This is a genomic window from Candidatus Poriferisodalis sp. (assembly GCF_965208925.1).
Lineage (GTDB): Bacteria > Actinomycetota > Acidimicrobiia > Acidimicrobiales > Poriferisodalaceae > Poriferisodalis.
Genome location: NZ_OZ242364.1, coordinates 3,263,502 through 3,287,492 on the forward strand (window position 1 = coordinate 3,263,502; position 23,991 = coordinate 3,287,492).

The following is a 23,991-nucleotide window of genomic DNA, read 5'->3' on the forward strand; positions in this document are numbered from 1 at the left end:
CTCCCGGCGCAGGCGAGCGGTTATGCAACGATCGGATGAGTGATCGGGGTACTGCCCTTCGCCCCGGGCACCCAGCCTTCGATGATGGCGCTGAAGCCGCCCGCTCCCCCGCCGGCACGCACCACCATGGGCGACCACGGCGGCAGCTTGCGCAGGCCCCCGCGGGCGACGCCTTCGGCCGAGCCGAACACGTGCCCGCCGTCGACCGAGCCGCTCTGGTTGCCGGCGACCTCAGTGCCCAAGAGTTGCTGCACGAAGCCCTCGGGCAGCCCCTCGGAAATGCCGCCGGCGCCGCTCACTGCGAAGTCCAAATCCATCTGTAACAGCGGCTCGAGTTCTTCGTAGAAGCGCTCCCGAGTCCAGCCCGAGTCCGCGAACGTCGACATGTGCTCAGGCGTCATCACCAGCATCGCCTCGGTGGGCAGCTTGCGATTGCCCACGCACATCAACTGCTGGGCGATGGTGCGGATCAGCGAGTCCGGCGTCCGCGACACCTGGTCGATGCAGCCGATCGGGCCGTGCCCTGCGAACAGCGTCACGGTGTCCTGACCTGGCTCGAAGCCCCGGCTGACCGACAGCGGCGCCCATCCTTCGGGCAGGCCTTCCTCGTCTTCGGCGAAGCACCAGCCCACCTTCGAGGGCGAGCCGAGCGCCGAGCGGTCGATACCGCCGATGCCCGGCTTGCCGCCACCGACATTGCGGATCACCAGTTGCAGCGCCCGGCCGATGGTGGAGTTGGCCCGGTTGCCTTGGCCCAGCGCGTTCTTGTCGGTGTTCATGCCGATGCGGCGCCGGATCGGGCCGTTCACGATCACGATCGGCCCTGAGAACCACAGTGTGCACAGCAGCCCGTGCATGTTGAAGGTGTCGGTGCAGGCTGCTTCGACTGCGGCCAGCACCACGGGCAAGTACTCGGGCTTGCAGCCGGCCATCACCGCGTTGACTGCCACCTTCTCGACGGTGCAGGGGGCCAGCGTGGGCGGCACCACAGCAACGATCTCGTCGGGCGCCCGCGAGGTTCCCGCCAGCATTGCTGCGACACGCGCCTCGGTGGGCGGCACGACCGGCAGCCCGTCGGACCAGCCGCGGTCGTATGCCGCCTCGACCGGATCTTCCGCCGACGCCAGCTCCACCTTGCGACTTGCGAAGGCTGTGGCGCCGAAACGCAATGCCAGCTCGTCGGCCAGCAATGGGTCCACTGACATCGAGCCGCAGCCCGGTCGCATGTCCGGCAGCTCGGAGCCCAGATCGTCGGCGCCGCTCAGCGCCTCCCAGCTCATGCGGTCCCACCCCACGGTGCGCGCCATCTCACGACCGTCCATCACGGCCATGAGCGTCGGCACGGTCTCGATCTCGTGGTGCCACGACACAGCCAGGTCGTGGTCGTGCACGACATTCGCGTGTGGTCCATTGAGCACAGCCATGAACTCGGGGTCGTCCTGCGTGAACACCGTCAGGCGAGTGCCGCTGCGCACGGCGTGATCGGCGAGTTCGGCGAGTACCGGCTCGACATCGCGGCACGTCGGGCAATCGCGTTTCACGAACGCCACGAGGCCATCGACGAGGCCCGGCAGCTCAGCGGCGGTGGAGCGTTCTTCAGCAGGCACGCCGCGACTCTAGATCTGGGGCGCTAGCCGCGGCCTCCCGGTCGGCGCCGACGCGCCAGCGATCCGCTACAGGGGGTGTGCCGTGAACTGCTCGCTCGCCGCGGCGTAGGCCTGCAGGGCCACAGCCGGCCGGCGGCGCGGGTCGAGCAGGTTGCTGCCCATGGCATCGAGATCGGCCGATGCCGGCATGACGATTTCCACACGCTCACACTCCGTCAAGCTCAGTCGTTCGCATTCGGTGGCCATCCGGCTGGCAACCCGCAATGCGCTCCAGCCGAGTGTTGTCGCGCCGAAGTCCATCGCCGCGGCAATCGGCATGGCCCACGGCTGTGCCGCAGACGGCAACTCGGCAATGCCCATCGGGGAGCTCACCACGACCAGGTCGTAGGACTCATCCCGCAGCACATCGAGGTTGTCGGACGAGTGCACGCCGGCATCGATGTACGAAGTGCCGTCGATCTCGACCGGCTCGAATACCGCGGGCACGGCACACGACGCCGCGACAGCCTCCGCGGGCGTCGCCGGACCGTCGGCATCGAAGACCACCCGCTGGCCGGTATCGAGATCCACCACCGGCACACGCAGTCGGGGTCCTGTCGGCCACTCCCCCTCGAAGAGCCCGCGCACCATGTGGGCCACGTGCGATGTCGGCACTCTGCCACGTGGCAGCAGCGATGCCAGCGCGGTGCCTGGTGCCACCTGACCCGGCATCGCCGCCGCGAGCATCCAGATGTGGGGTGCCATCGGCGCCCCGAAGCTGGCAGTGGCCTGGCGCTTCGGGCCGCGCCGGGCCCGTGCCGCGCCGAGCAGTCGCTCGCCGCAGGGGCTCAGCGGTTGACGAGTCTCGCGCCGGAACAGATCGCTGGGACTGAGCCCGGCAGCCACCAGCGCTCCCGAGATCGACCCGGCCGACGTGCCGACGATCAGGTCGACCTCCCGGGCGTCGATCGCCCAAGCGTCCTCGAGCGCCTTGAGCACGCCAGCATGGAACGCCCCGCCGACGATGCCGCCGGAGCCCATCACCAGCGCCACGCTGCGAATCGACCCGGCCGGTCCGGGCGTCGCTGTCTCGCTCATGCGATTTCGAGCGGTCCGGCTCTGAACGACTCCGGCTAGGCCGCGACGTCGCTGTGCTCGAGCATCCAGCCGATCATCGACGGGATCGAGCGCTTGCGGGCGCCGTTGCCCACGATCAGCCCGACGTGGCCGGCGGGCAGCCGCATCTCGGTGGCGTCGTCGGAGCCGATCATCTCGCCGAGGCCGAAGGTGGATTCGGGAGGCACGATGTGGTCGCGCTCGGCGATCACATTCAGGAACGGCGCCTTGATGTCGCCGAGGTCCAGCTTGCGGCCGCCCAGCATCAGATCGCCGGTGACGAAGCCGTTGCCCTCGATGAACATCTCGACGGTCTGGATCATCGTGGCCCCTGGGAACGGGATGTGGCTGCGGGTCCACGACGTCATCGCCTGGTACGAACTCAGGAACTTGTCATCGTCGAGGTGCTCCCAGAAGTCCATGACCGTGCTGAGGTCTGAAGTGGGCGTGAGCAGCGTGAACGAGGCCCGAACGGCCTCGGCGGGCACGTTGCCCGTGTGGTCCATCAGGTGTTCGGGATCGATGCCGCCCTTGCCGACGCCGGTCATGACCGTGGGCATCTCGGTGAAGTCCACCGGGGTGGCCATCACCACCAGGTTGCGAATCGGATCGTCCGGGTGGCCGGCCGCATACAGCAGCGACAGCAGGCCGCCGTAGCAGTAGCCGAACACGGTGACACCGACCTCGCCGCCCATCTGGTTGACCTTGACCACTGCCTGGGGCAGCAACTCGTCGCAGTAGGTCTCGAGGGTGTTGTTGGCCTCCTCCTCGTCGGGCACGCCCCAGTCGAGCAGAAAGACGTCGAAGCCCTCGGCCACGAGCCGTTCGATGAAGCTGTTGCCGGGCTGCAGGTCCAAGATGAACGATCGGCTGACCAGGCTCATCACCAGCAGGAGCGGCGGGCGCACGGTCGGGTTCTCGCTGCGGTAGCGGTAGAGCACGGCCTTGCCGTTGCTCCACACGGCGTCACGGGGAGTCTGGCCGACCGGGGCACGGTCGATGCCCATGACGTGGCGGGTCAGGTTCCACCAGCGCCGCATGCCGGTCTCCCACATCTCGGCGACGGGGCCGAACGGAGCGAACAGGTTGGGCGCCTCTGCGTCGTGCTCGGGCGATTGGCCCTTGGGGTCAGCGCCATTCTTGGGCTTGATCAGCGTGCTTGCAGACATTGCTGTTCCTTGGGTTCAATCGCGGTCGGTCAGGACGATTCGGCAGCAGCAGCGGTCTTGCGCGCAGCCGGCTTCTTCGCGGCGTTCTTCTTGGGGTCCGCCTTGGCAGCGGTCTTCGAATGGCCGTTCATCGCCGATCCGGCATCGGCACCTTCGGCAGTGACCACGTCGAACACGAGGTTCTTGAGACCCTTCAGCTCACGGTCCACGGCGGCCACCTGCTGGCGCAGCTTGCGCACATCGGTGGCGGCAGGCAGGTTCCAGAAGTGCAGCCAGCGCCGGCTGGCACGCTCGAACTCAGCCGTGAAGGCACTGGTGACCTTGGCGCTGGCGGCCATGAAGTCTCGGAAGCCGTCCGAGGCGGTGAACTGCTGGAGACCAGGCGCTACGGCCTTCTCCCACTCGTCGTAGATCTCACGCCATTGCTTGGCCATGTCTGGTTCCTCCGGAATACAGGGGGTGTCCGGTGTGGTGTCACGAATCCCGGCGGCGTACTCGACGCCTGCCGGAGCGAATGAATGAACTGATGGGACCGATTTCGTCGTCCATCAATTGCATGACGCTATGCAATCATATCTAGGTTACAGCGAGGTCACAAGAGCATTTCGCTACCGGAAATTGTGTGACACGCTGCAACGATCTACTGGCAGAGAGGCAGTGGATCGGCTAGATTATGAAGACAGCCGATGAACTTGATCGATGCGGACCAGCAGGGCGCGGGAGACCCGGCGCAGTCCACGGGCAGCGGCACTCGTCGTACGCTCGGGCTGCCACGAGTTCGTGACGCGCAGCAATCCTGGGCGCCCGAGTCCGCCGACTGGGGCGACGAGTGGGATCTCGATCATAAGGTCGCCGCCCTGTGGCGCGCCGCGCGGCTGGGGCCGACCGTCGAACGGCTGCGCCGACACGTGCTCGGGGGCGGGTCCCAGGCGATCGAGCCCGGCCAGTTCCGAGCGCTCGACGCGGTGGCAGGTCACGGCCCTGTCTCCATCCGGGCGCTCGCCGACATCATGGACGTCGAACCCAGCACGGTCACACGCGCCGTCGTCCGGCTCGAGACCGACGGGCTCGTCTCCAAGCGACGGGCCGACCGCGACCATCGGGAGGTACTGGTCGAGCTGACCGATCTCGGCGCGGCCCGCCACCAGTACTTCGTCGACCGCGCCTACCGCATCTACGAGGAGATCTTCACCGTCTTCGACACCAGCGAGCGCGAACTTCTTGCAGACTTGCTGGAACGCATGCTGGTGTCGACTGACGCCGCGCTCGCCCGGCTCGATGCGCGGGCGCTGTAGAGCGGGACCAACCGATCCGAGAGGACCCGACCGCCGATGACCGCCGTCCCCGCAGACGCTTCCACGAGCCGCCGACCGGCCTCGGGTGGGCCTAGGCCGCCGCTGCGAGCCGGCTGCCGGGCCGCAGGCTCGGTGGCCGAGTGGATCCGCGGGCACAACGAGGACGATCTGCCTGCGGTTCGCCAGACGCCGGCGGCTGCTTGGAAGTGGATGATCGACGAATGGTCGATCCAGTTGGAGCTGGCGTCCGCTCGTATGAGGATCCCCGACGGGCCATTCCGCCAGCGCCTTCGCTCCGAGCTGGCCGAGGCCCGAAGCCTGTATGCCGAATGCGGCTGGCTCGAGGATCCGGCCGCCTACCACCGCACTCCCCCGCCGCTCGACGGCGGGGTGCAGATCAGCGCAACCTCTGCGGGCGACGCCGACTTCTGGCACGTCCGCTTCGCCAGCGAATTCGAGCCGTGGCCCGGCGAGCCTGGGCGTGACCGCTGGATGAGCTACCGGCCGGTGCGCACCACCCACGCGTGGATGCTGCAGCACCCCGACCGGCCCCGGCCCTGGGTCGTGGCCGTCAACGGCTACCGCACCGGCGAGCCCGAGACGGACATGTGGATGCTGTACGCGCACCGACTGCACCGGCGTTGGGGGCTCAACGTGATTGCCGTAGTGCTCCCGCTGCACGGTCCCCGGGCCATCGGCGTCAGCGGTTCGCGTGTGATCCACGCAGGCGCAATGAACACGGTGTTCACCGTGGCGCAAGGCGCCTGGGACATCCGCAGGGTGATCGGATGGGTGCGCCACCAGCAGGAGGCGCCTGCCGTTGCCGTGTCGGGCATCTCGCTCGGCGGCTACATGGCCGCCATGACCGCGGCGCTGGAAGACGACCTGGCTGCAGTCATCGCCGGTGTCCCCGAGAGCGACCTCGCGCGCGGCACCCGCCGGCAGGTCGAACCGCTGCTCCCGCCCTTCTACGAGCAGTGGGGGCTGTCATGGGAGCCCTACGAGCAGATCCTCTCGGTGGTGTCACCGCTGTCGCTCCCCTGCAAGGTGCCGCAGGAGCGGCGCTACATCTTCGCCGGGCTGCTCGACCGCTGGGTCCGGCCGGGCAACGTCAAGGCGCTCTGGGAGCACTGGGAACGTCCCGACATGCTCTGGTACCAAGGCTCGCACCTGTCCTACCCGTTCGAGCGCGAAGTCGCCCGCTACGTCGACCGGGCCGCTGTCGAGACGTTCGGCCAGCAGCCGCCGGCGCCGCGCTGAGCGCCGCTACACGCGGTCGGGATGCCCCAGAACCGCGAGGCGGTGCCGCACGACCTTTCCGGTCGTCGTCATGGGCAGGGCATCCACGAAGTGAACGTCGCGCGGCACCATGAAGCTCGGAAGGTTCTCGCCGACCCAAGCGCGGAGCTGGTCGGCATCGACGCGGCGCCGCGGGCGCGGAACCACGAACGCGGCCACACGCTGGCCGAACTCGGGATCATCCACGCCGACGACCGCAGCGATCTCGACGCTGGGATGGCGCCCCAGCACTTCCTCGACGCCAGAGGGGAAGACGTTCTCGCCGCCAGTCACGATCATGTCGTTGGCACGCCCTGAGATATGAAGCCGGCCGTCGGCGTCAAGGCGGCCGATGTCACCGGTGGCCATGAGCGTGCCTGCTCGGTCGCCGTCGCTCCCGTCGGTGTAGCCGAGGAATTGCGCTGTGCTGGCGAGGTGAACCCAGCCGGCACTGCCGTTGAGCGACGGCATGCCGTCATCGTCGAGGATCGTGAGCGTCACCCCGTCGGGCGGGCGGCCCACGGTGCCGGGCGCAGCGCGCAGATCGACTGGATCGGCAATGGTGCCGATCGCGGTCTCGGTGGAGCCGTACACGTTGTACAGGCGGTCTCCGAAGCGGTCCATCCATTCCCCGGCGAGGTCACCCGACAGGACGTTGCCGCTGCTGAGCACCATGCGCGGTCGGCGCACTGCGCCGGGCTCGATCGGCAGGTCGAGCATGCGGCGCAGCATCAGCGGGACGACCACGAGGGCGTCGTAGCGCCGCTCGCACATCAGCTGGCTCAGCTCGGCCGCCTGGAACTGTCGCCTCATCTCGAGGGTGCTGGCGGTGGCCAGACCGACGACGAGCTGGCTCAGACCCCAAGCGTGAAAGAGCGGCGAGGCGATGAAGTACCGGTCGCCCAGGCGGTACGGGACGCGCCGCAGCATGCCGACGCCGCCCACGCGAGTCGTCTTCAGTGTCCTCACGGCGCTCTTCGGTACGCCCGTCGTCCCGGACGTCAGCAAGACGAGCTTGGGCCGGCGCGACGGCGGCGAGCACGGCGAGCCTTCCGCTGCGATGTGAGCAAGCGCGTCCGGGCCGCTCCCGTCGGCAACGAGCACCGTGGCCTTCGTGCCCGACTGGGCCACGACCTCAGCGAATTCCTCATCGGCGACGATCACAGCGATGCCGTCGCGTTCGCACACCTCCGCGAGATTCGATGCGGGCAGCGCCGTCGAGAGCAGCACGGTGTCGCAGCCGGCGCGCTCGGCGGCCACAAGGGCCGCCACAAACCACCGGTGGTTGCGGCAGAGGATGCCTACGGCGCCCAGGCTGCCATCGACCCGGGCCGAATCGGAGCGCAGTCGAGCTGCCACGCTCGATGCCCCGCGGTCGAGCGTGCGATAGTCCACCGAACCGGCGTCGTCCACGATCGCGCTGCGACCCCCGAACCGCAGTGCCGCCGCCGTCACAGCAGCAGCGGTGCCGAGGCCCCATTGCACCGACGCCCACCAGCGCGCCGAACCGAGAGCTGCATCGGCAGCTCCCATGCGCAACGCGACGTTCCACATGCTGTCGCCGGCGATCGTCGGCCCGGGCACAGAGCGTCAGTCTCCGCCGGTGTCGAAGCTGCGGTACACGCCCAGCAGCGCTGCCTTCTGCTCGTCGGAGAGGTTCGGATCAGCCTGCACCGCCTCCACCACCGTGGGCACGTCGTCGCGGTCCATCAGGCCGGCATAGGAGAGCAGCGTGGCTGCGCGCACGTTCAGCGCTTCGGCCAGCGCCTTGAGCACACGCACCGACGGCTCGTGCAGGCCGCGCTCGATCTGGCTGAGGTATGGGTTCGACAGGCGAGCCATCTTGGCCAGCTGTCGCTGGCTCAGCTCCATCAGCTCGCGCTGGGCCCGTATGAAGTCGCCGAGCTGGTCGAAGCCGGGAAACGGGTTCGCCGACCGCTGATCGTCCGCTTCTGCGGCGTCAGGGTCGGAAGCGACCATCAGGCCTGGGCGTCCTCGCTGGCCTGCTCCCAGGCTGCAGCGATGCGGGCGGCGCAGTCCTTGTTGGCCTCGTGCACCTGGCTCCAGAAGCTGAAGTAGGTGTCGATCATCTCGGTGGGCTTGGGCAGGTACTCCGCGAACGGCGACGAAACCGCCGGCACGGCCGACAGCCATGCCTCAGCGACGCGCTCGTTCATCGAGACGAACTGCTCTTGGGCAGTCTTCATCTGCTCGAGGGTGCGGTCCTGCATGTCGCGGATGGAATCGAGAACGGCCATGTTGACGTGCTCCTGAAAAAGGGGGAAGTGCCGGCGGGGGTCACCGGCACTGTTAGAAATAGTACCCACTGCGGGAACAACTTGCAACCTAGGGATGCGCTGCCGAATGGACTATGCGGGCGAACTGCACCGCGTCGAGCGAGGCGCCGCCGACGAGAGCGCCGTCGATGTCGGGCTGTGCCAGCAGCTCCGGAGCGTTGGCGGGCTTGACTGAGCCGCCGTACTGGATGCGGACGTGCTCGCCGGCTCCCCGGCGCATGTCGTCAACCACACGCCGGACGGCTGCGCACATCTCCTGCGCGTCGTCGGGCGAAGCGTTGCGACCCGTGCCGATGGCCCAGACGGGCTCGTAGGCCACCACCAGGGTCTCGAATTGGGCTTTGGTGAGCTTGGCGAGGCTGCCTCGCAGTTGCGTGCTGACGACATCGACGGCTTGTCCGGATTCGCGTTCGGCGAGCGTCTCTCCTACGCAAACGATCGGCGTCATGCCAGCTTTGGCCACCGCTGCTGCCTTGGCGGCGATGAACTCATCAACCTCTCCGAACAGCGCCCGGCGCTCGCTGTGGCCGACGATGACGTAGCTCACGTCGAGCTTGGCCAGCATCGCTGGCGACACTTCGCCGGTGAAGGCGCCCTGGCTCTGATCGTGGCAGTTCTGCGCACCCAGCTTGAACTCCAGGCGGTCTGCGTCGATGACGGTCTGGCAGCTCCGCAGATCGACGAAGGGCGGGTGCAGGCTGACCTCCACCTGGTCGTAGCGGTGGCGGGCCAGTTCGTAGCTGAGCTTCTGGCAGAGCTGGATGGCCTCAAGGTGATTGAGGTGCATCTTCCAGTTCCCGGATACCAGTGGCGTTCGACCCATCGTGGCGCTCCCTGCCTCGCTCACTGCTGCGGCGAGTCTCGCAGGGCAGCGAGCCCCGGCAGATCCCCGCGCTCGATGAGCTCGAGGCCCGCCCCTCCCCCGGTCGAGATGTGATCCATGTACGGCACGAGCCCGAACTGGGCTACGGCGGCAGCACTGTCGCCGCCGCCGACCACGGTGAATGCGCGGGAATCCGCCATCGACTGCGCCACGGCGCGGGTTCCCGCGGCGAATCGCTCGTCCTCGAACAGGCCCATCGGGCCGTTCCAGAACACCGTCCGGGCTGCAGCGATCACATCATCGAACTCGGCCGCCGAGCCGGGGCCGATGTCAAGGCCGCGGCAGCCGTCGGGCAGGCTGCGGCCCATCTGGCGCACCGTGTCTCCGGCATCCAGAGCCGTGATGTCATTGGGGAGCACGATGTCGGCACTGTCTCGCTGGGCACTGGCTTGCAGCAGTCGCTCGCAGGTCTCGATGAAGTCGGGTTCGCACAGTGAGTCGCCGATCGGGTGGCCCAGTGCGGCGAGGAAGGTGAAACACATGCCGCCCCCGATGACCAGCGTGTCGACCACCGACAGCAGCGCCTCGACGACGCCCAGCTTGTCGCTGATCTTGGCCCCGCCCAGCACTGCCACAAATGGTCGCTGAGCATCGGTTCGCAAGCCGCCGAGCGCCTCGGCTTCCCGAAGCAGCAGACGGCCCGCCGCGCTCGGCAGCCGCTGCGGCGGCCCCACGACGGAGGCGTGCGCCCGATGGCTCGCACCGAAGGCGTCGTTCACGTAGCCGTCGAAGGCAGCCAGCTCCTCACCCGGCGACGAATCGCCGAACGGGACAGGGAGGCTGCCGCTGACGAGCGCATCCACGAAGGTCGGGTCGTTGGCTGTTTCTCCCGGGCTGAAGCGGAGGTTCTCTGCCAGCGTCACGCCGGGCGCCAGCTCCGCTAGGCGTTCCGCCACCGGGGCCAGCGAGTAGCGCTCATCTAGGACGCCCGACGGCCGACCCAGATGCGAGCACGCAGTGACGGCAGCTCCTCGCTCAGTCAGCCAGCGCAAGGTCGGCAGTGCCGCCCGGATGCGCAAGTCGTCGGCGATCTCTTGGCGACCGTCCCCGCCATCACGCAAGGGCACGTTGAAGTCGCAGCGAACCAGGATGCGCCGACCGTCGAGACTGCCGAGCCGCTGCTCAAGGTCCTCCAGCGTCGGCAGACTGCCGACACCGCCCGTCATTGGGCTCATCGATTGCAGGTGATGTCCACGAGATCCACCAGCCGGTTCGAGTAGCCCCACTCGTTGTCGTACCAGCCGAGCACCTTGACCATGCTGCCCATGGCCATGGTCAAACCGGCGTCGAACACGCAGCTCGCTGGGTTGCCCACGATGTCGCTGCTGACGAGCGGGTCCTCGGAGTAGTCCAGAACGCCGGCCAGCGGGCCGCTGGCTGCGGCGGCAGCGAAGGCCTCATTCACCTCGTCGACGCTGGGGCTGGCGTTCAGCGTGGCCGTGAAGTCGGTGATCGAGCCATCGGGGATCGGCACGCGCAGCGAGGTGCCGTCGAGCTTGCCGTCCATTGCTTGCAACACCAGCCCCGTCGCCCGGGCAGCGCCGGTCGAGGTGGGGATGATGTTCACTGCGGCCGCGCGGGCGCGGCGCAAGTCGCCGTGGGGCCCGTCCACCAACGACTGGTCGCCGGTGTAGGCGTGGATGGTGGTCATGAGGCCCTGCTGGACACCGAAGGCCTGGTCGAGCACCTGCACCATCGGCACGAAGCAATTCGTCGTGCAGCTCGCGTTGGAGACCACCTTGTGCGCTTCGGGGTCGAAGTCGGCGTCGTTGACACCCACCACGAACGTGGCGTCGGCGCCTGATGCCGGAGCCGAGACGATCACGAGCGGCGCGCCGGCGTCAAGATGCATCGCCGCCTTGTCACGGGATGTGAAGATGCCGGTGGACTCCACAACGACATCGACGCCGTAGTCACCCCAGGGCAGGTCGGCCGGGCTGCGCTCTGACAGCACCGGCAGCACCGTGCCGTCGATCGAGATGCCGCCCTCGACAGCAGCGATGTCGTGCGGCAGGTTGCCGAGCACCGAGTCGTACTTGAGCAGGTGGGCCATGGTGGCGGTGTCGCCGAGATCGTTCACCGCCACGATCTCGATGTCGCAGTCGGGGCGGTCGGCCGCCCGGTAGAAGTTGCGCCCGATCCGGCCGAAGCCGTTGACGCCCACGCGCACGCTCATCTGCTGCTGTCCTCTTCGCTCTGCGAGCCCGGCGAGCTGCCTGTGCCCCGGCCCGTTCCGTCGCTAGCTGTCTAGCGGGCAAATGGGCCTCAGCGGGCGATGTCGCGATGACGGCAGTGCAGATCGTGGCCCACCTCGGCGAGCAACTGTGTCACCTGCTCCGCGATGGCCACGCTGCGGTGCCGCCCGCCGGTGCAGCCCAGCGCGATCGTCAGATACGACTTGCCTTCGGCGCGATAGGAGGGCAGCAGCGCTTGGAGCAGCGGCATGAGGTGCTCGAGGAAGGTGCTGGTGGCCGGCTGCCCCAGTACCCAGTCGCGCACGCCGGGGTGGAGCCCGGTGTAGGGCCTCAGTTCGGGCACCCAGTGCGGGTTCGGCAGGAAGCGGCAGTCGAACACCAGGTCGGCCTCGGTGGGCACGCCGTGCTTGTAGCCGAAGGACATGACCGCCGTTCGCATCTGGGGATCGTCGCCCGGAGCTCCGAACTCGTCACGCACCCGGTCGCGCAGCTCATGGACATTCAGATCGCCGGTGTCGATGACGACGTCGGCCGTGTCACGCACATCGGCCAGCAGCTGCCGTTCCAGCTCGATGGCATCGATGACCGACTCCGCCACCGGCTCTGCGCCGGACGGCTGCCCGGTTGGGGTCGCCGCAGGCTGATCGCCCGTGTGCAACGGGTGGCGGCGCCGGGTGTCGTCATAGCGCCGCACCAGCACATCGGTCGGCGCATCGAGGTACACGACTCGCACCGACGCATTGCGCTCACGCAGCTGGGTGATCGCCGTCACCAGGTCTTCCCGGTATTCGCGGGTGCCGGCCACCAGCGCCACGCGGCGCAGGCGAGCGCCGGGGCGAGCCACCATGTCCGCCACATCGCCGATCAAATGGGGCGGCAGGTTGTCGATGACAAACCAGCCCACGTCCTCGAGTGCGTTTGCGGCCGTGGAGCGGCCCGCGCCTGACGAGCCGGCCACGATGACGAACTCCGGCCCCCCAGCCATGCGACGAGCGTACGGGGGCTCAGCCGCTCCGGAGCTCAGGAAGCCGTCAGCGCCTCGGCCGGGTGGGTTGCCGCGTACACGGCCTCGGCCACAGCATCGGGCAGCCAGCTCAGCGCGCGCAAATCGTCCAGCGAGGCCGACTTGACCGCCCCGACGCTGCCGAGCTCGCGCACGAGACGCGCTCGCCGCTTGTCCCCCAGACCGGTGATGCCGTCGAGCACGCCACGCTTCATGGCCTTGCTGCGCAACCTGCGGTGGTACGACACGGCAAAGCGGTGGCTCTCGTCCCGCACCCGCTGCAGCAGGTACAGCGCTTCGGACTGGCGAGGGATGCGCACCGCCTCCGGACGGCCCGGCACGAACACCTCCTCGAACTGCTTGGCGAGGGCGCACACCGGGATCTGCTCACGGAGCCCCAGCTCGTCGAGCACCGCAGCCGCCACACCGAGCTGCCCCTTGCCGCCGTCCACCACCAGCAGCTGTGGCGGGTAGGCGAAGCGGCCCTGCTCGGACGCCGGCAGGTCGCGCTCGGCCAGATAGTTCCGCAGTCGGCGACGCAGCACCTCGTCCATGGCTGCGTAGTCGTCGTTGCCCTCGACGTTGCGAAGCCGGAAGTGCCGGTACTCGCTGCGGCGCGGCAGGCCGTCCTCGAGCACCACCATCGAGCCGACGTAGTTGGTTCCCTGCAGGTGGCTCATGTCGTAGCACTCGATGCGCAGCGGCGGCCGGGGCAGTTCCAAGTGCTCCGCCAGCTCATTCAGCGCCCGGGCCCGGCTGTTGTGGTCGCTGCCGCGACGCATCCGATGCCGTGCGAGCGACTCGCGCGCGTTGTGCTGCGCCGTGACCATCAGGGCGCGCTTGTCGCCCCGTTGCGGGACGCGCAACGTCACCCGGGAGCCGCGCTGGCGGCTCAGCCATTGCTCGTACAGTGCCGGGTCCGAGGGCAGCTCCGGTACCAGCACGAGCTTGGGCCAGCCCAGCGGGTTCTCCTCGTGATACAGCCCCGAGAGCACGCGGGAGACAAGCCGGGGACCGTCGAGCGCCTCCACCTTGTCCACGACGAACCCCCGCTGGCCCATCACACGTCCTTTGCGCACGAAGAACAGCTGCACGGCCGCCTCCAGCTCGTCGTCGCTGATGCCGATCACGTCGAAGTCCTCATTGCGCGTCCCGGCAAGCTGCTGTTTCTCGATCGCACGCCGGACGCTGGCAAGGCGGTCTCGCAACCGAGCGGCCAGCTCGAACTCGAGCTCTGTGGATGCGTCGGCCATGCGCTGTTCGAGATCGTTGACGATCGCATCGGTATCGCCTTCGAGAAAGCGCACCAGCTCCCTGACCAGCCGGTCGTACTCCTCGCGCCCGATCTCGCCCACGCATGGCCCTGCGCACTGCTCGATGTGATACAGCAGGCACGGCCGACCGAGCCGCTGGTGCGTGGCCAGCTTGTTGTCGCTGCAGGTGCGGATCGGGAATGTCCGCAGCAGCAGGTCGAGCGTCTCGCGGATGGCGTAGGCATGCCCGTACGGGCCGAAGTATCTGTTGCCGCGCTTGCGCCGCCCGCGCATGACCATGGCGCGAGGCCATTCGTCGAGCAGCGTCACCGCCAGGAACGGGTACGACTTGTCGTCGCGCAGCCTGACATTGAAGCGTGGCTGGTGCCGCTGGATGAGGCTGTACTCGAGCATGAGCGCCTCGACCTCGGTGGACACCTCGATCCACTCGACCGAGGCGGCCGAGGCAACCATCTGCGCGGTACGGGGGTGCAAACCGGCGGGATCGCCGAAGTAGCTGTTCAGGCGGGACCGGAGGCTCTTCGCCTTGCCCACATAGATGATCCGCCCGTCCGCGTCCAAGAACTGGTAGCTGCCCGGCGCATCCGGTACTGATCCCCCTTCAGGACGCAGACCCACACTCGCAGGTTAAGAGGCTGGGCCGAAGCGGTGGAGACCGCGAAGGTGTGTAGTAGGTTTCGCCGTCGGAAGCTTGATCTTGGGGAGCCGTCTGTGGCCTGCCCCAGGGCTGGCATGATGCGGTCCTACCGCATCTCGTAGCTGCGCAGGAGGCTGCACAATATGGAACTCGCACAGGAGCGGGACGCAGGCACGAACGTGATCAGTCCCGCGGGCCGGGTGGACGGATCCAACTCCGCCGAATTTCACGAGTCGCTGATGGCTGCGCTTTCGGGCGATGACAGCCGCGTCATCCTCGACATGGGCGGCATCGACTACATCAGCAGCGCCGGCCTGCGCGTCCTGCTGCTGCTCGCTCAGCATCTGGGCGGCAGCTCGACGCCGTTCGCCGTCTGCTCGCTTGCAGCCTCGGTCGACGAAGTGTTCCGCATCAGCGGTTTCAATCAGATCATCACGGTGTTCGGAACGCTCGACGAGGCGAAGACACAGCTGGCGTAGTCACGCCCATGTCCCAGCCCTGGCGCATCCTCGTCGTCGACGACGAGCCCGATCTCGAACCGCTCGTCCTGCAGCGGATGCGGAGACAGATCCGCAGCGGCAAATACCAATTCGAATTCGCCGGAAACGGCTTGGAAGCGCTCGAGAAGCTGCGGGCCGACGACACCATCGACCTGGTGCTCTCGGACATCAACATGCCGCAGATGGACGGGCTGACGCTGCTGTCGCAGCTCAGCTCGCTCGACTCTGACCTGCGGGCGGTGATCATCTCGGCCTACGGCGACATGGGCAACATCCGCACGGCCATGAACCGTGGCGCGTTCGACTTCGTCACCAAACCCGTCGACTTCGACGATCTCCAGATCACCATCGATCGCACCGTCGAGCACCTGCGGCAGTGGCGGGAGGCAACGGCCTCGCGCGACAAGCTGGTGACACTGCAGAACGAACTCGATATCGCTACGAACGTTCAGCAGTCGATCCTGCCTACCGACTTCCCGATGACGGCGAGGTACGAGATCAACGCCAACATGGTGCCGGCGCGCAATGTCGGCGGCGACTTCTACGACTACGTCGGCGTTCCCACCGATCGGATGTTCGCGACCGTTGCTGACGTTTCCGACAAGGGCATCCCTGCTGCCCTGTTCATGATGTCGAGCCGGACGGCGCTCAAGGGCGCTGCCATCGGCACCGGCTCGCCGCGGGAGGCGCTGATCGAGGCAAACCGGGTCCTGCAGGCCGACAACCCGACGCTCATGTTCGTCACGGTGATCATGGCGGTGTACGACCCTCACAACGGCGAGGTCACCTACTCGAGCGCAGGCCACGATCCTCCGGTCGTCGTTCGTGTCGACGGCAGTGCTGAGCAGTTGCCCGCCATGGGCGGGATCGCCTTGGGCGTGGCGCCCGAGGGGGTCTTTCAGATGAACCTGAAGGAGCACACGTTCACGCTCGAACCCGGCGAGACCCTCCTGCTCTACACCGACGGCGTCAGCGAGGCCATGAACACCGAGCACGAGGAATTCGGCACCGCCCGACTCCTCGAGCTCTTCGCGGGCAAGCCGCCGACGAGCGCCGACGAAGCGATGACCGCCGTGTTCGATGCCGTTCATGGCTTCGCCGGGGAAGCCCCTGCCTCCGATGACATCACCTGCCTGGCACTGCACCGGAATGCCTCATGAGACGTTCGTTGAACATCACACCAGTGCCGGGCGCTGCTGCGGCTGAGGCGCTCCCGCGCATCGTGGCGTTCGTCGAGGAGATGGCCGAGCTGGACGATTGGGCGCCCGATTTGGTCCTCAGGTCCAATCTCATCCTCGAGGAGCTCATCCTGAACACGCTCACGCACGGGCGCACCACCGGGCTCAGCGATATCGAGATCACGCTGGAGAGCGGCGAGAACTCGGTCACGATCACCTTGGTCGACGACGGCGCCGCCTTCGATCCCTTGCATGACGAACCGTCTCCCGACACCGATCTGCCCCTGCAGGAGCGGTCGATCGGCGGCCTGGGTTTGCACCTCGTGCGCACGATGGCCGAAGACCTCTCGTACAAGCACGCCGACGGCAAGAACCACCTGACGCTGGTCGCACGGGCTGGTGCCTGACGGCTCGCTCATGCGCCTGCGCCTGCCCTCGCGACGGCGCGCAGGCGCCGCGGCGGCAGTCCTTGCCATTGCCGCCGCCGCTTTGCTCAGCGCCTGCAGCGACCCCGGCGACGGCCCGGGCTCCGGTGGCAACGGCCCCGACAACACCATCGCAGCGCCAACCCGCCCGACCGTCCCCGACAATCTCAGCGACGAGACCGGTGTGTACGCAGATCGGGTCGTGTTCGGGCAGTCGGCTGCCCTCGGCGGTGCAGCAGCCGAACTCGGCCTCGGCATGCAGCTGGGGATACTGGCGGCTTTCGAGGAGGCCAACCGTGCCGGCGGCGTGAACGGTCGGCAGCTCGACCTGGTGTCACTCGACGACAAGTACGAACCCGAGGCGGCCATCGCCAACACGCGCACGCTGATTGAGGAGCAGGAGGTGTTCGCCCTCATCGGCGCCGTCGGCACGCCGACATCCCGCTCCGCGACGCCGGTTGCCGCCGCGGCTGAGGTTCCGTATGTAGCGCCCTTCACCGGGGCCGGATTCCTGCGCAACGACGACTGGACCAACATCATCAACCTGCGTGCCTCCTACGCCCAGGAGACAGAGGAGATGGTGGAGCGGCTCACCACCGACCTCGGCATCGACCGCATCGGTGTCCTCTTCCAGGACGACTCGTTCGGCCGGGCGGGCTACTTCGGAGCCCTAGCGGCACTGGAGCGGCGCGACATGGAACCGGTTGCGATCGGCTTCTACCCCCGCAACACCACGGCCATCAAGTCCGCCCTGCTGGACTTGAGGGCAGGCAACCCTGAGGCAGTCATCATGGTCGGCGCATACGAGCCCGTGGGCACACTGATCTCCTGGGCGCGAAACACCGGATTCGACCCGGTATTCATCACGCTGTCATTCGTGGGCGCCAACGCGCTGGCTGATCAGCTCGGCGCTGAGGGCGAAGGGGTGCTCGTCACCCAAGTCGTGCCGTTCCCGTTTGACCAATCCACCCCGATCGTGGCCTCCTACCAAGCTGCCCTGCGCGAGGTCGATCCCGGAGCAGTGCCGGGCTTCGTCTCGCTCGAGGGCTACATCGCGGGCAGGCTCGCTATTGCAGGGCTGGAGGAATGCGGCAACTCAGTGACGCGTCAGTGCTTCCTGGAGGCCATCCTGGGGGCCGACAACCTTGATATCGATGGCTTCCCGATGAACTTCGGCGACGGCGAGACGGTCACCGAGGACAACCAAGGCTCCGATGCAGTCTTCGTCACCCAGATCGATCCCGACGGCAACTACCGCTCACTCGACACGCTGACGAGCACAGACCAATGACCGACACAGCGACCGAGGCGACTCAGGCTGCAGACGTGACGGACGAGACCGTCTCGCGGGCCGACAGGGTGCGTGAGGGCCGCAAACCGGCGATACATCACCGGATCTCGACGCAGATGTATGCGGGCATCGCCGCGCCGCTGCTGCTGACACTGGCAGCCAGCCTCGTCGCCTGGATCTCGTTCACACGCGTCGGCGAGGCCGAGAAGGAGGTCAACGAGGGGTCGATTCCGGAGCTGAGCGCTGCGTTCGGCGTCGCCGAGTCCAGCAACCGGCTGGTGGCCGGCGGGCCGGCGCTCGTGTCCTCGACGCCGGAGGATTTCGACGCTGTCGTCGAGGGAATCGCGGCTGCGCGGTTGGAGTTCGAGACCGACCTGGATTTGCTGTGGAATCGCGGCACCGGCGCCATGTGGCTCGGCGAGATGCGCGGCTACGCAGCACAGCTCAACTCGAACATCGCCGCCATCGAAGCCGAGATGCCCGAGTTCTTCGCGCTCGGGCTGGAGGCGGATCATCTCAGGGCCGAGGTGGATTCGGCTGTGCGGGAACTCGAGCGTCAGATCGTGCCCGCACTCGACGACCAGCTGTTCTATCTCGTGGCCGGGCAGCGGGAGCTCAGCACAGCACCGGTGGCGGAATCTGTGCACCGGTCCGACGAAGAAGTGCGGCTGTACCGCCACTGGTCTGCATTGGACGGAGACGTGTCGCAGACCGCCGCGCTGCTTGCCAGCGCGTTCAGCGCGTCCGAATCAGCATTGATCGAGCCGTTGCGAGAGAGCTTCGAATCGGCGCGAGATCGCATCGAGATCAGCGTCGCGACACTTGACGACGCAGCCGGCCCCGACTTCCGGCCTGCAGTCGACCAGCTCTTTGCGCTCGGGCTCGACGAGGGCAGCGTGTTCGACGTCACGCAGCGGCGCCTGCAGATCGAGGAATCTCAGCGCCGGCTGCTCACCGAGAACCAGGACTTGGGCGTGGCCCTGGTCGGCGAGATCGAGTCGCTCGTCGGCGCCGTGGAAACCGATGTGGACGTGGCCACCGAGGCCTCGGCGCAGGCCGTGAGCACTGGGCGTCTGCTGCTGGTCGTCATCAGCGTCGTCGGCGTTCTCGGCGCGCTGCTCATCAGCTGGCTGTTCGTCGGCAAGCGAATCCTGCGACGCGTCGGCCAGCTCTCGAACCGCATGCGGGCCCTGGCAGGCGGTGACCTCGAGACTCCCGTCGAGACCGGAGGCCGGGATGAGGTGGCCGAGATGGCGGATGCGCTGGAGCAGTTCCGTCAAGCCGCGCTCGAGGTGCAGCGTCTCAACCTGGTCGAAGAGCTCGCCGGCCAGCTCAGCGAGCGCAACGAGCAGCTCTCCCAGACGCTCGCCGATCTGGACCGTGCACAGGACCAGATCGTGGCGAACGAGAAGCTGGCAGCCCTCGGTGAGGTGACCGCTGGTGTCGCCCACGAGATCCGGAACCCGCTGAACTTCGTGAAGAACTTCGCCGAGTCGTCCGACGAGCTGCTCGAGGAACTGCTGGAGGCGATCGCAGACCCCGAGCCGGCCGACGATCAGACCGACTACATCGCTGAGATCACGGGCGACCTCAAGGAGAACCTGACCCGCATCCGCGGGCACGGCGACCGGGCCAATCGCATCGTGGAGAGCATGCTCATGATGGGCCGGGGCGGCGGCGAGTCCCGTCCGGTGGAGATCAACGCGCTCCTCGACGAGCACGCCATGCTCTCGTACCACAGCGCACGAGCGCAGGATGCCGATTTCAACGTGACCATCGAGCGCGACTTCGACCCCGACGTGGGCGAGCTTGAGGTCATTCCGCAGGACATGGGCCGGGTGTTCCTCAACCTGGTCACCAATGCCGGTTATGCGGCGAACGAGCGCTGGCGGGACCTCGGCGGCGTGCCGGGCAAGATGGTCTCCTTGGGCGACGGCGACGACACGCCCTACTTCCCGACTATCTGGCTGAGCACCCAGCGCACCGACGAGTCGGCCGTGATCAAGGTGCGCGACAACGGCACCGGCATCCCGCCGGATGTCGTTCAGCGGATTTTCGAACCGTTCTTCACCACCAAGCCCACCAACGAGGGCACGGGGCTGGGCTTGGCAATGTCGAACGACATTGTGCGAGGTCACGGCGGCCAGATCTCGGTGGACAGCGAACCCGGTGTGTACACCGAGTTCACGGTAGAGCTGCCGCTCGAGCGCTCGGCGCCCGTCGAGGCGGTCGAGGCAACCGACGCCCCAGCAGCGACCTAATCCGAGAAGGGGTCCTCCCAGTCGGGAGGCAGCGGGATCTCGAAGGCGTTCAGCGTCAGCGAGATCAAGCAGTAGTAGCCCACCGTGGTCACCAGCTCGATGACCCCTTCGGTTCCGAACTCCTCGACGGCAGCGGCGTAGGTCTCATCGCTCATGGCGTGCGATGAGAGCAGCTCTGCCGCTACCCGGTGAGCGATGGCCTCCTGGCCGGTGAACTCTGCGGGCCTGCCCTCCCGGAGCGCATCGAGGTGGCGCTGCTCGATGCCGGCCATCTGAGCGAGGCGCTCATGGGCGGCGAATTCGAACTTTGACCGGTAGTGGGCCCCGACCGTGCAGATGGCCGCTTCCTTGACCGGCTCGGGGAGGCCGCCCGCAAACCGGACCGCAGCGCCCAAGGCCTGGGTCGGGCCCCCGATGGCAGGTGCTCGCACCCAGACGCCATAGGGGCCGACGATGCTCTTGACGTTCAAGTCGGATGTCGCCGCGCTGCGCGGGCCGCTGCGCAAGGCGTCGTACACCTCGCGCCCGCCGCCGGTCAGTTCTTCGGGCGTGATCTCGGGCAGTCTCATCTGGGACCTCTCTCGCTCAGAAACTCATTCCGGGGTCGCTCAGCCGACCAGCGGCGCCAAGTACCGGCCGGTATGGGATTCCGGCGTCGCTGCGACCTGTTCAGGCGTGCCAGCAGCCACAACGGTGCCGCCGCCGATGCCGCCTTCGGGACCCATGTCGACGATCCAATCGGCGGTCTTGATCACATCGAGATTGTGCTCGATGACCACCACGGTGTTGCCGCCCGACACGAGTCGGTCGAGCACGCCCAGCAGGCGCCGGATGTCCTCGAAGTGCAGGCCGGTGGTGGGCTCATCGAGGATGTAGATCGTGTGTCCCGTCGAGCGTTTCGACAGCTCGCTGGCGAGCTTGACCCGCTGCGCTTCGCCGCCGGAAAGGGTCGTGGCGGGCTGCCCCAGCCGGATGTAGCCCAAACCCACATCGACGAGCGTCTGCATGTGGCGGCGGATCGGCGGCTGGGCCGAGAAGAACTCGAGCGCGTCCTCGCACGGCATGTTCAGCACGTCCGCGATCGTCATGCTCTTGAACCGGATTTCGAGCGTCTCGCGGTTGTACCGAGCACCCTTGCACACCTCGCAGGGCACGTACACATCGGGCAGGAAGTGCATCTCGATCTTGATGGTCCCGTCACCCGAGCAGGCCTCGCAACGCCCGCCCTTCACGTTGAAACTGAACCGGCCCGGCAGGTAGCCCCGCACCTTCGCCTCGTTCGTGGCCGCGTAGAGCTTGCGAATGTGGTCGAAGACGCCGGTGTAGGTGGCCGGATTCGACCGGGGCGTGCGGCCGATCGGCGACTGGTCGATGTCGATGACCTTGTCGAGCGCCTCGACGCCTTCGATCGCCGTGTGCAGGCCGGGCACCTGCTTGGACGAGTAGATCCGCTGCATCAGCGCCTTGTAGAGGATCTCGTTCACCAGCGTGCTCTTGCCTGAGCCCGACACGCCGGTCACGCATATGAAGCAGCCCAGGGGGAACTCGACGTCGATCTTGCGCAGGTTGTGCTCGCGTGCGCCCCGAACAGTGAGGCGGTCGTCGCCACGGGGCCGGCGCTGGGGCGGGATCGGGATCTCCCGGATGCCGGACAGGTACTCCCCCGTCACCGAGCCCGGTGCGGCCGCCAGCCCCTTCACCGGTCCGCTGTAGACGATCTGGCCTCCGTGCTCGCCGGCGCCGGGGCCGATGTCGACCACCCAGTCCGACACCGAGATCGTCTCGAGATCGTGCTCCACCACCAGCACGGTGTTGCCGAGATCGCGCAGGTGCAGCAGCGTGTCGATCAAGCGGCGGTTGTCGCGCTGGTGCAGCCCGATGGAAGGCTCGTCGAGCACGTACAGCACGCCTTCCAAGCCGCTGCCGATCTGGCTCGCCAGCCGGATGCGCTGAGCCTCGCCGCCGGCCAGCGTCGCCGCCGAGCGGTTCAGCGTCAGGTAGTCCAGACCGACATCGAGCAGGAAGTTCAGCCGCGCGTCTATTTCCTTGATGATCGGTGCTGCGATGATGCGCTGCCGCTCGGTGAGATCCAGACCGTCGATGATCTTCGCCGCCTCGCCGATCGATGCCGAGCAGAGCTCGAAAATGTTCCGGCCGGCGACCCGCACGGCCAGCGACACCTCGTTGAGCCGCGCGCCGTGGCATGTCCCGCACGGCACCTCACGCATGTAGCCCTCGATGCGGTTGCGCGACCAGTCGCTCTCGGTATCGGCATGGCGGCGCCGCAGGAACGGGATGACGCCCTCGTAGCGGGTGGTGTAGCTGCGCGACCTGCCATAGCGATTGCGATAGCGCACAGTGATCTGCTCGCCTGCCGGGGCACCCTCGAGGAGCAGCTTCCGCTGTCCGGCCTCAAGCTCGGCCCAGGGCACATCGAGCGGGATGCTGTGCTGCTCGCCCACCGCCTCGAGCAGTCGGGTGAACCACTTGCCGGTTGCCCCGGCCCATGGGGCCAGTGCCCCCGCCGCCACCGACAGCTCAGTGTTCGGCACGACGAGTTCGGGATCGACCTCGTACCGGGTGCCGAGGCCGTCGCAGGTCTGGCACGCCCCGTACGGTGAGTTGAACGAGAAGTTACGAGGCGCCAGCTCTTCGAAGGAGCGGCCGGTGCCCGGCGAGAACAGGTGCTGGCTGAACGTCAGCATGTCGGGCGCGTCGTCCGGCGCACTGTCTCCATTCAAAGAACCAGCGCTGCCGGGAACCGAGTGGATCCACACGTGCCCATCGGCCAGCCCGAGCGCTGCCTCGACTGATTCGGTCAATCGCTGCTCGATGTCGCCGCGCATGACGAGCCGGTCGACGATGACCTCGATGTCATGATTGACATAGCGGTCGAGCCGCTCGATCTCGTCGACGTTGCCGAGATCCAGCACTTCGCCATCGACACGCACACGGGCGTAGCCCTGCCGGGCGAAGTCGCCGAGTTGGGTGTGATAGTCGCCCTTGCGGCCTCGAACCACCGGGGCGAGCACCTCGAAACGAGAGCCTTCGGCAAGCTCGGTGATCCGGTCCACGATCTGCTGCGCCGTCTGCCGCTCGACGATCTCGCCCGTCTGCGGGTCGTGCTGGATGCCGATACGGGCGTACAGCAGCCGCAGGTAGTCGTACACCTCGGTGATGGTTCCGACGGTGGAACGCGGGTTGCGGCTGGCGCTCTTCTGGTCGATGGAGATGGCCGGCGACAACCCTTCGAGGAAGTCCACGTCGGGCTTGTCCATCTGGCCGAGGAACTGGCGTGCATATGCCGACAGCGACTCGACGTAGCGCCGCTGCCCCTCTGCGTAGATGGTGTCGAAGGCCAGCGACGACTTGCCGCTGCCTGACAGCCCGGTGAACACGATCATGCGGTCGCGGGGCAGCTCGACATCGACATTGCGCAGGTTGTGCTCCCGCGCTCCGCGGACGATCAGCCGCTCACCCATCCTGTCGCCCGCCCATTCGGGCCGAGCCTACCTGTGCGCCCGCCGGTCATCCCGGACGCAAACACAAGTTCGTGCACCGTTGCAAGTCCAGGGAACCTGTGGCTGTGACCGGCAGAAGTAG

Annotated in this window: 21 protein-coding genes; 7 read left to right on the forward strand and 14 right to left on the reverse strand. The window is 67.4% G+C overall.

The window, feature by feature from the left end:
• Positions 1-20 precede the first annotated feature (20 nt).
• The 4 genes from ACOGI5_RS14390 to ACOGI5_RS14405 form a co-directional block, all read right to left on the reverse strand.
• On the reverse strand, positions 21-1,607 hold the full coding sequence (locus ACOGI5_RS14390) for a thioredoxin family protein (RefSeq protein WP_419865097.1): 1,587 nt from the start codon (positions 1,605-1,607) through the stop codon (positions 21-23).
• 66 nt (positions 1,608-1,673) lie between these two features.
• Complete coding sequence (locus ACOGI5_RS14395; RefSeq protein ID WP_419865098.1) at positions 1,674-2,684, reverse strand: patatin-like phospholipase family protein; 1,011 nt, start codon at positions 2,682-2,684, stop codon at positions 1,674-1,676.
• Positions 2,685-2,719: 35 nt separating this feature from the next.
• The gene (locus ACOGI5_RS14400) at positions 2,720-3,871 is read right to left on the reverse strand and encodes an alpha/beta fold hydrolase (RefSeq protein WP_419865099.1); all 1,152 of its coding nucleotides are present in this window, start codon (positions 3,869-3,871) and stop codon (positions 2,720-2,722) included.
• Positions 3,872-3,900: 29 nt separating this feature from the next.
• Positions 3,901-4,305 (reverse strand): poly(R)-hydroxyalkanoic acid synthase subunit PhaE, encoded by a 405-nt coding sequence (locus tag ACOGI5_RS14405; protein WP_419865100.1) that lies wholly within the window; start codon positions 4,303-4,305, stop codon positions 3,901-3,903.
• A 252-nt stretch (positions 4,306-4,557) separates the two neighbouring features.
• Here ACOGI5_RS14405 and ACOGI5_RS14410 point away from each other — a divergent pair, with 252 nt between their 5' ends.
• Both ACOGI5_RS14410 and ACOGI5_RS14415 read left to right on the forward strand, forming a co-directional pair.
• Positions 4,558-5,166: a MarR family winged helix-turn-helix transcriptional regulator gene (locus ACOGI5_RS14410; RefSeq protein WP_419865101.1), complete on the forward strand. Its 609-nt coding sequence runs from the start codon at positions 4,558-4,560 to the stop codon at positions 5,164-5,166.
• Between the two features lie 132 nt (positions 5,167-5,298).
• Positions 5,299-6,426 (forward strand): alpha/beta hydrolase family protein, encoded by a 1,128-nt coding sequence (locus tag ACOGI5_RS14415; RefSeq protein WP_419865102.1) that lies wholly within the window; start codon positions 5,299-5,301, stop codon positions 6,424-6,426.
• Positions 6,427-6,432: 6 nt separating this feature from the next.
• Here ACOGI5_RS14415 and ACOGI5_RS14420 read toward each other — a convergent pair whose 3' ends face one another.
• From ACOGI5_RS14420 to uvrC, 8 genes are all read right to left on the reverse strand, one after another.
• Entirely contained in the window at positions 6,433-8,028 is a 1,596-nt protein-coding gene (locus ACOGI5_RS14420; protein ID WP_419865103.1) for an AMP-binding protein, read from the reverse strand.
• A 6-nt stretch (positions 8,029-8,034) separates the two neighbouring features.
• Positions 8,035-8,424: a helix-turn-helix domain-containing protein gene (locus ACOGI5_RS14425; protein ID WP_419865104.1), complete on the reverse strand. Its 390-nt coding sequence runs from the start codon at positions 8,422-8,424 to the stop codon at positions 8,035-8,037.
• Positions 8,424-8,702, reverse strand: a complete 279-nt coding sequence (locus ACOGI5_RS14430) for a hypothetical protein (protein ID WP_419865105.1) — start codon at positions 8,700-8,702, stop codon at positions 8,424-8,426. Before ACOGI5_RS14430 ends, ACOGI5_RS14425 begins: the two co-directional genes overlap by 1 nt.
• Before the next feature lie 88 nt (positions 8,703-8,790).
• Positions 8,791-9,564, reverse strand: a complete 774-nt coding sequence (tpiA, locus tag ACOGI5_RS14435; RefSeq protein WP_419865106.1) for a triose-phosphate isomerase — start codon at positions 9,562-9,564, stop codon at positions 8,791-8,793.
• Between the two features lie 20 nt (positions 9,565-9,584).
• Positions 9,585-10,769, reverse strand: a complete 1,185-nt coding sequence (locus ACOGI5_RS14440; protein WP_419865497.1) for a phosphoglycerate kinase — start codon at positions 10,767-10,769, stop codon at positions 9,585-9,587.
• Positions 10,770-10,795: 26 nt separating this feature from the next.
• Positions 10,796-11,800 (reverse strand): type I glyceraldehyde-3-phosphate dehydrogenase, encoded by a 1,005-nt coding sequence (gene gap / locus ACOGI5_RS14445; protein ID WP_419865107.1) that lies wholly within the window; start codon positions 11,798-11,800, stop codon positions 10,796-10,798.
• A gap of 89 nt (positions 11,801-11,889) precedes the next feature.
• Positions 11,890-12,804, reverse strand: coding sequence for an RNase adapter RapZ (gene rapZ, locus ACOGI5_RS14450; RefSeq protein WP_419865108.1), 915 nt, complete (start codon positions 12,802-12,804; stop codon positions 11,890-11,892).
• A 35-nt stretch (positions 12,805-12,839) separates the two neighbouring features.
• Positions 12,840-14,714 (reverse strand): excinuclease ABC subunit UvrC, encoded by a 1,875-nt coding sequence (gene uvrC / locus ACOGI5_RS14455; RefSeq protein ID WP_419865109.1) that lies wholly within the window; start codon positions 14,712-14,714, stop codon positions 12,840-12,842.
• Positions 14,715-14,876: 162 nt separating this feature from the next.
• On the opposite strand from uvrC, the gene ACOGI5_RS14460 reads away from it, so the two are divergent.
• The 5 genes from ACOGI5_RS14460 to ACOGI5_RS14480 are packed head-to-tail and all read left to right on the forward strand — an operon-like array spanning position 14,877 to position 20,388.
• Positions 14,877-15,212, forward strand: a complete 336-nt coding sequence (locus ACOGI5_RS14460) for an STAS domain-containing protein (protein ID WP_419865110.1) — start codon at positions 14,877-14,879, stop codon at positions 15,210-15,212.
• An 8-nt stretch (positions 15,213-15,220) separates the two neighbouring features.
• Positions 15,221-16,393 carry a PP2C family protein-serine/threonine phosphatase gene (locus ACOGI5_RS14465; RefSeq protein WP_419865111.1) on the forward strand — a complete coding sequence of 391 codons (1,173 nt, stop codon included), beginning with the start codon at positions 15,221-15,223 and terminating at the stop codon, positions 16,391-16,393.
• Between the two features lie 8 nt (positions 16,394-16,401).
• Positions 16,402-16,818, forward strand: coding sequence for an ATP-binding protein (locus tag ACOGI5_RS14470; protein WP_419865112.1), 417 nt, complete (start codon positions 16,402-16,404; stop codon positions 16,816-16,818).
• Complete coding sequence (locus tag ACOGI5_RS14475; protein ID WP_419865113.1) at positions 16,811-18,127, forward strand: ABC transporter substrate-binding protein; 1,317 nt, start codon at positions 16,811-16,813, stop codon at positions 18,125-18,127. Before ACOGI5_RS14470 ends, ACOGI5_RS14475 begins: the two co-directional genes overlap by 8 nt.
• Positions 18,124-20,388: a sensor histidine kinase gene (locus tag ACOGI5_RS14480; protein WP_419865114.1), complete on the forward strand. Its 2,265-nt coding sequence runs from the start codon at positions 18,124-18,126 to the stop codon at positions 20,386-20,388. The genes ACOGI5_RS14475 and ACOGI5_RS14480 overlap by 4 nt, the downstream gene beginning before the upstream one ends.
• Here the strand turns inward: ACOGI5_RS14480 and ACOGI5_RS14485 are convergent.
• Both ACOGI5_RS14485 and uvrA read right to left on the reverse strand, forming a co-directional pair.
• A complete protein-coding gene (locus ACOGI5_RS14485; RefSeq protein WP_419865115.1) occupies positions 20,385-20,957 on the reverse strand; it encodes a carboxymuconolactone decarboxylase family protein in 573 nt (190 codons plus the stop codon). The genes ACOGI5_RS14480 and ACOGI5_RS14485 overlap by 4 nt on opposite strands.
• Before the next feature lie 39 nt (positions 20,958-20,996).
• Positions 20,997-23,870: an excinuclease ABC subunit UvrA gene (uvrA, locus tag ACOGI5_RS14490; RefSeq protein WP_419865116.1), complete on the reverse strand. Its 2,874-nt coding sequence runs from the start codon at positions 23,868-23,870 to the stop codon at positions 20,997-20,999.
• Between the last annotated feature and the right edge of the window lie 121 nt (positions 23,871-23,991).

Bases quoted from the DNA above. Each gene is read 5' to 3' on its own strand.
- ACOGI5_RS14395 (WP_419865098.1), bottom strand. From the start codon at position 2,684: ATGAGCGAGACAGCGACGCCCGGACCGGCCGGGTCGATTCGCAGCGTG.
- ACOGI5_RS14400 (WP_419865099.1), bottom strand. From the start codon at position 3,871: ATGTCTGCAAGCACGCTGATCAAGCCCAAGAATGGCGCTGACCCCAAG.
- ACOGI5_RS14405 (WP_419865100.1), bottom strand. From the start codon at position 4,305: ATGGCCAAGCAATGGCGTGAGATCTACGACGAGTGGGAGAAGGCCGTA.
- ACOGI5_RS14410 (WP_419865101.1), top strand. From the start codon at position 4,558: ATGAACTTGATCGATGCGGACCAGCAGGGCGCGGGAGACCCGGCGCAG.
- ACOGI5_RS14425 (WP_419865104.1), bottom strand. From the start codon at position 8,424: ATGGTCGCTTCCGACCCTGACGCCGCAGAAGCGGACGATCAGCGGTCG.
- ACOGI5_RS14430 (WP_419865105.1), bottom strand. From the start codon at position 8,702: ATGGCCGTTCTCGATTCCATCCGCGACATGCAGGACCGCACCCTCGAG.
- tpiA (WP_419865106.1), bottom strand. From the start codon at position 9,564: ATGGGTCGAACGCCACTGGTATCCGGGAACTGGAAGATGCACCTCAAT.
- gap (WP_419865107.1), bottom strand. From the start codon at position 11,800: ATGAGCGTGCGCGTGGGCGTCAACGGCTTCGGCCGGATCGGGCGCAAC.
- rapZ (WP_419865108.1), bottom strand. From the start codon at position 12,804: ATGGCTGGGGGGCCGGAGTTCGTCATCGTGGCCGGCTCGTCAGGCGCG.
- ACOGI5_RS14460 (WP_419865110.1), top strand. From the start codon at position 14,877: ATGGAACTCGCACAGGAGCGGGACGCAGGCACGAACGTGATCAGTCCC.
- ACOGI5_RS14465 (WP_419865111.1), top strand. From the start codon at position 15,221: ATGTCCCAGCCCTGGCGCATCCTCGTCGTCGACGACGAGCCCGATCTC.
- ACOGI5_RS14480 (WP_419865114.1), top strand. From the start codon at position 18,124: ATGACCGACACAGCGACCGAGGCGACTCAGGCTGCAGACGTGACGGAC.
- ACOGI5_RS14485 (WP_419865115.1), bottom strand. From the start codon at position 20,957: ATGAGACTGCCCGAGATCACGCCCGAAGAACTGACCGGCGGCGGGCGC.
- uvrA (WP_419865116.1), bottom strand. From the start codon at position 23,870: ATGGGTGAGCGGCTGATCGTCCGCGGAGCGCGGGAGCACAACCTGCGC.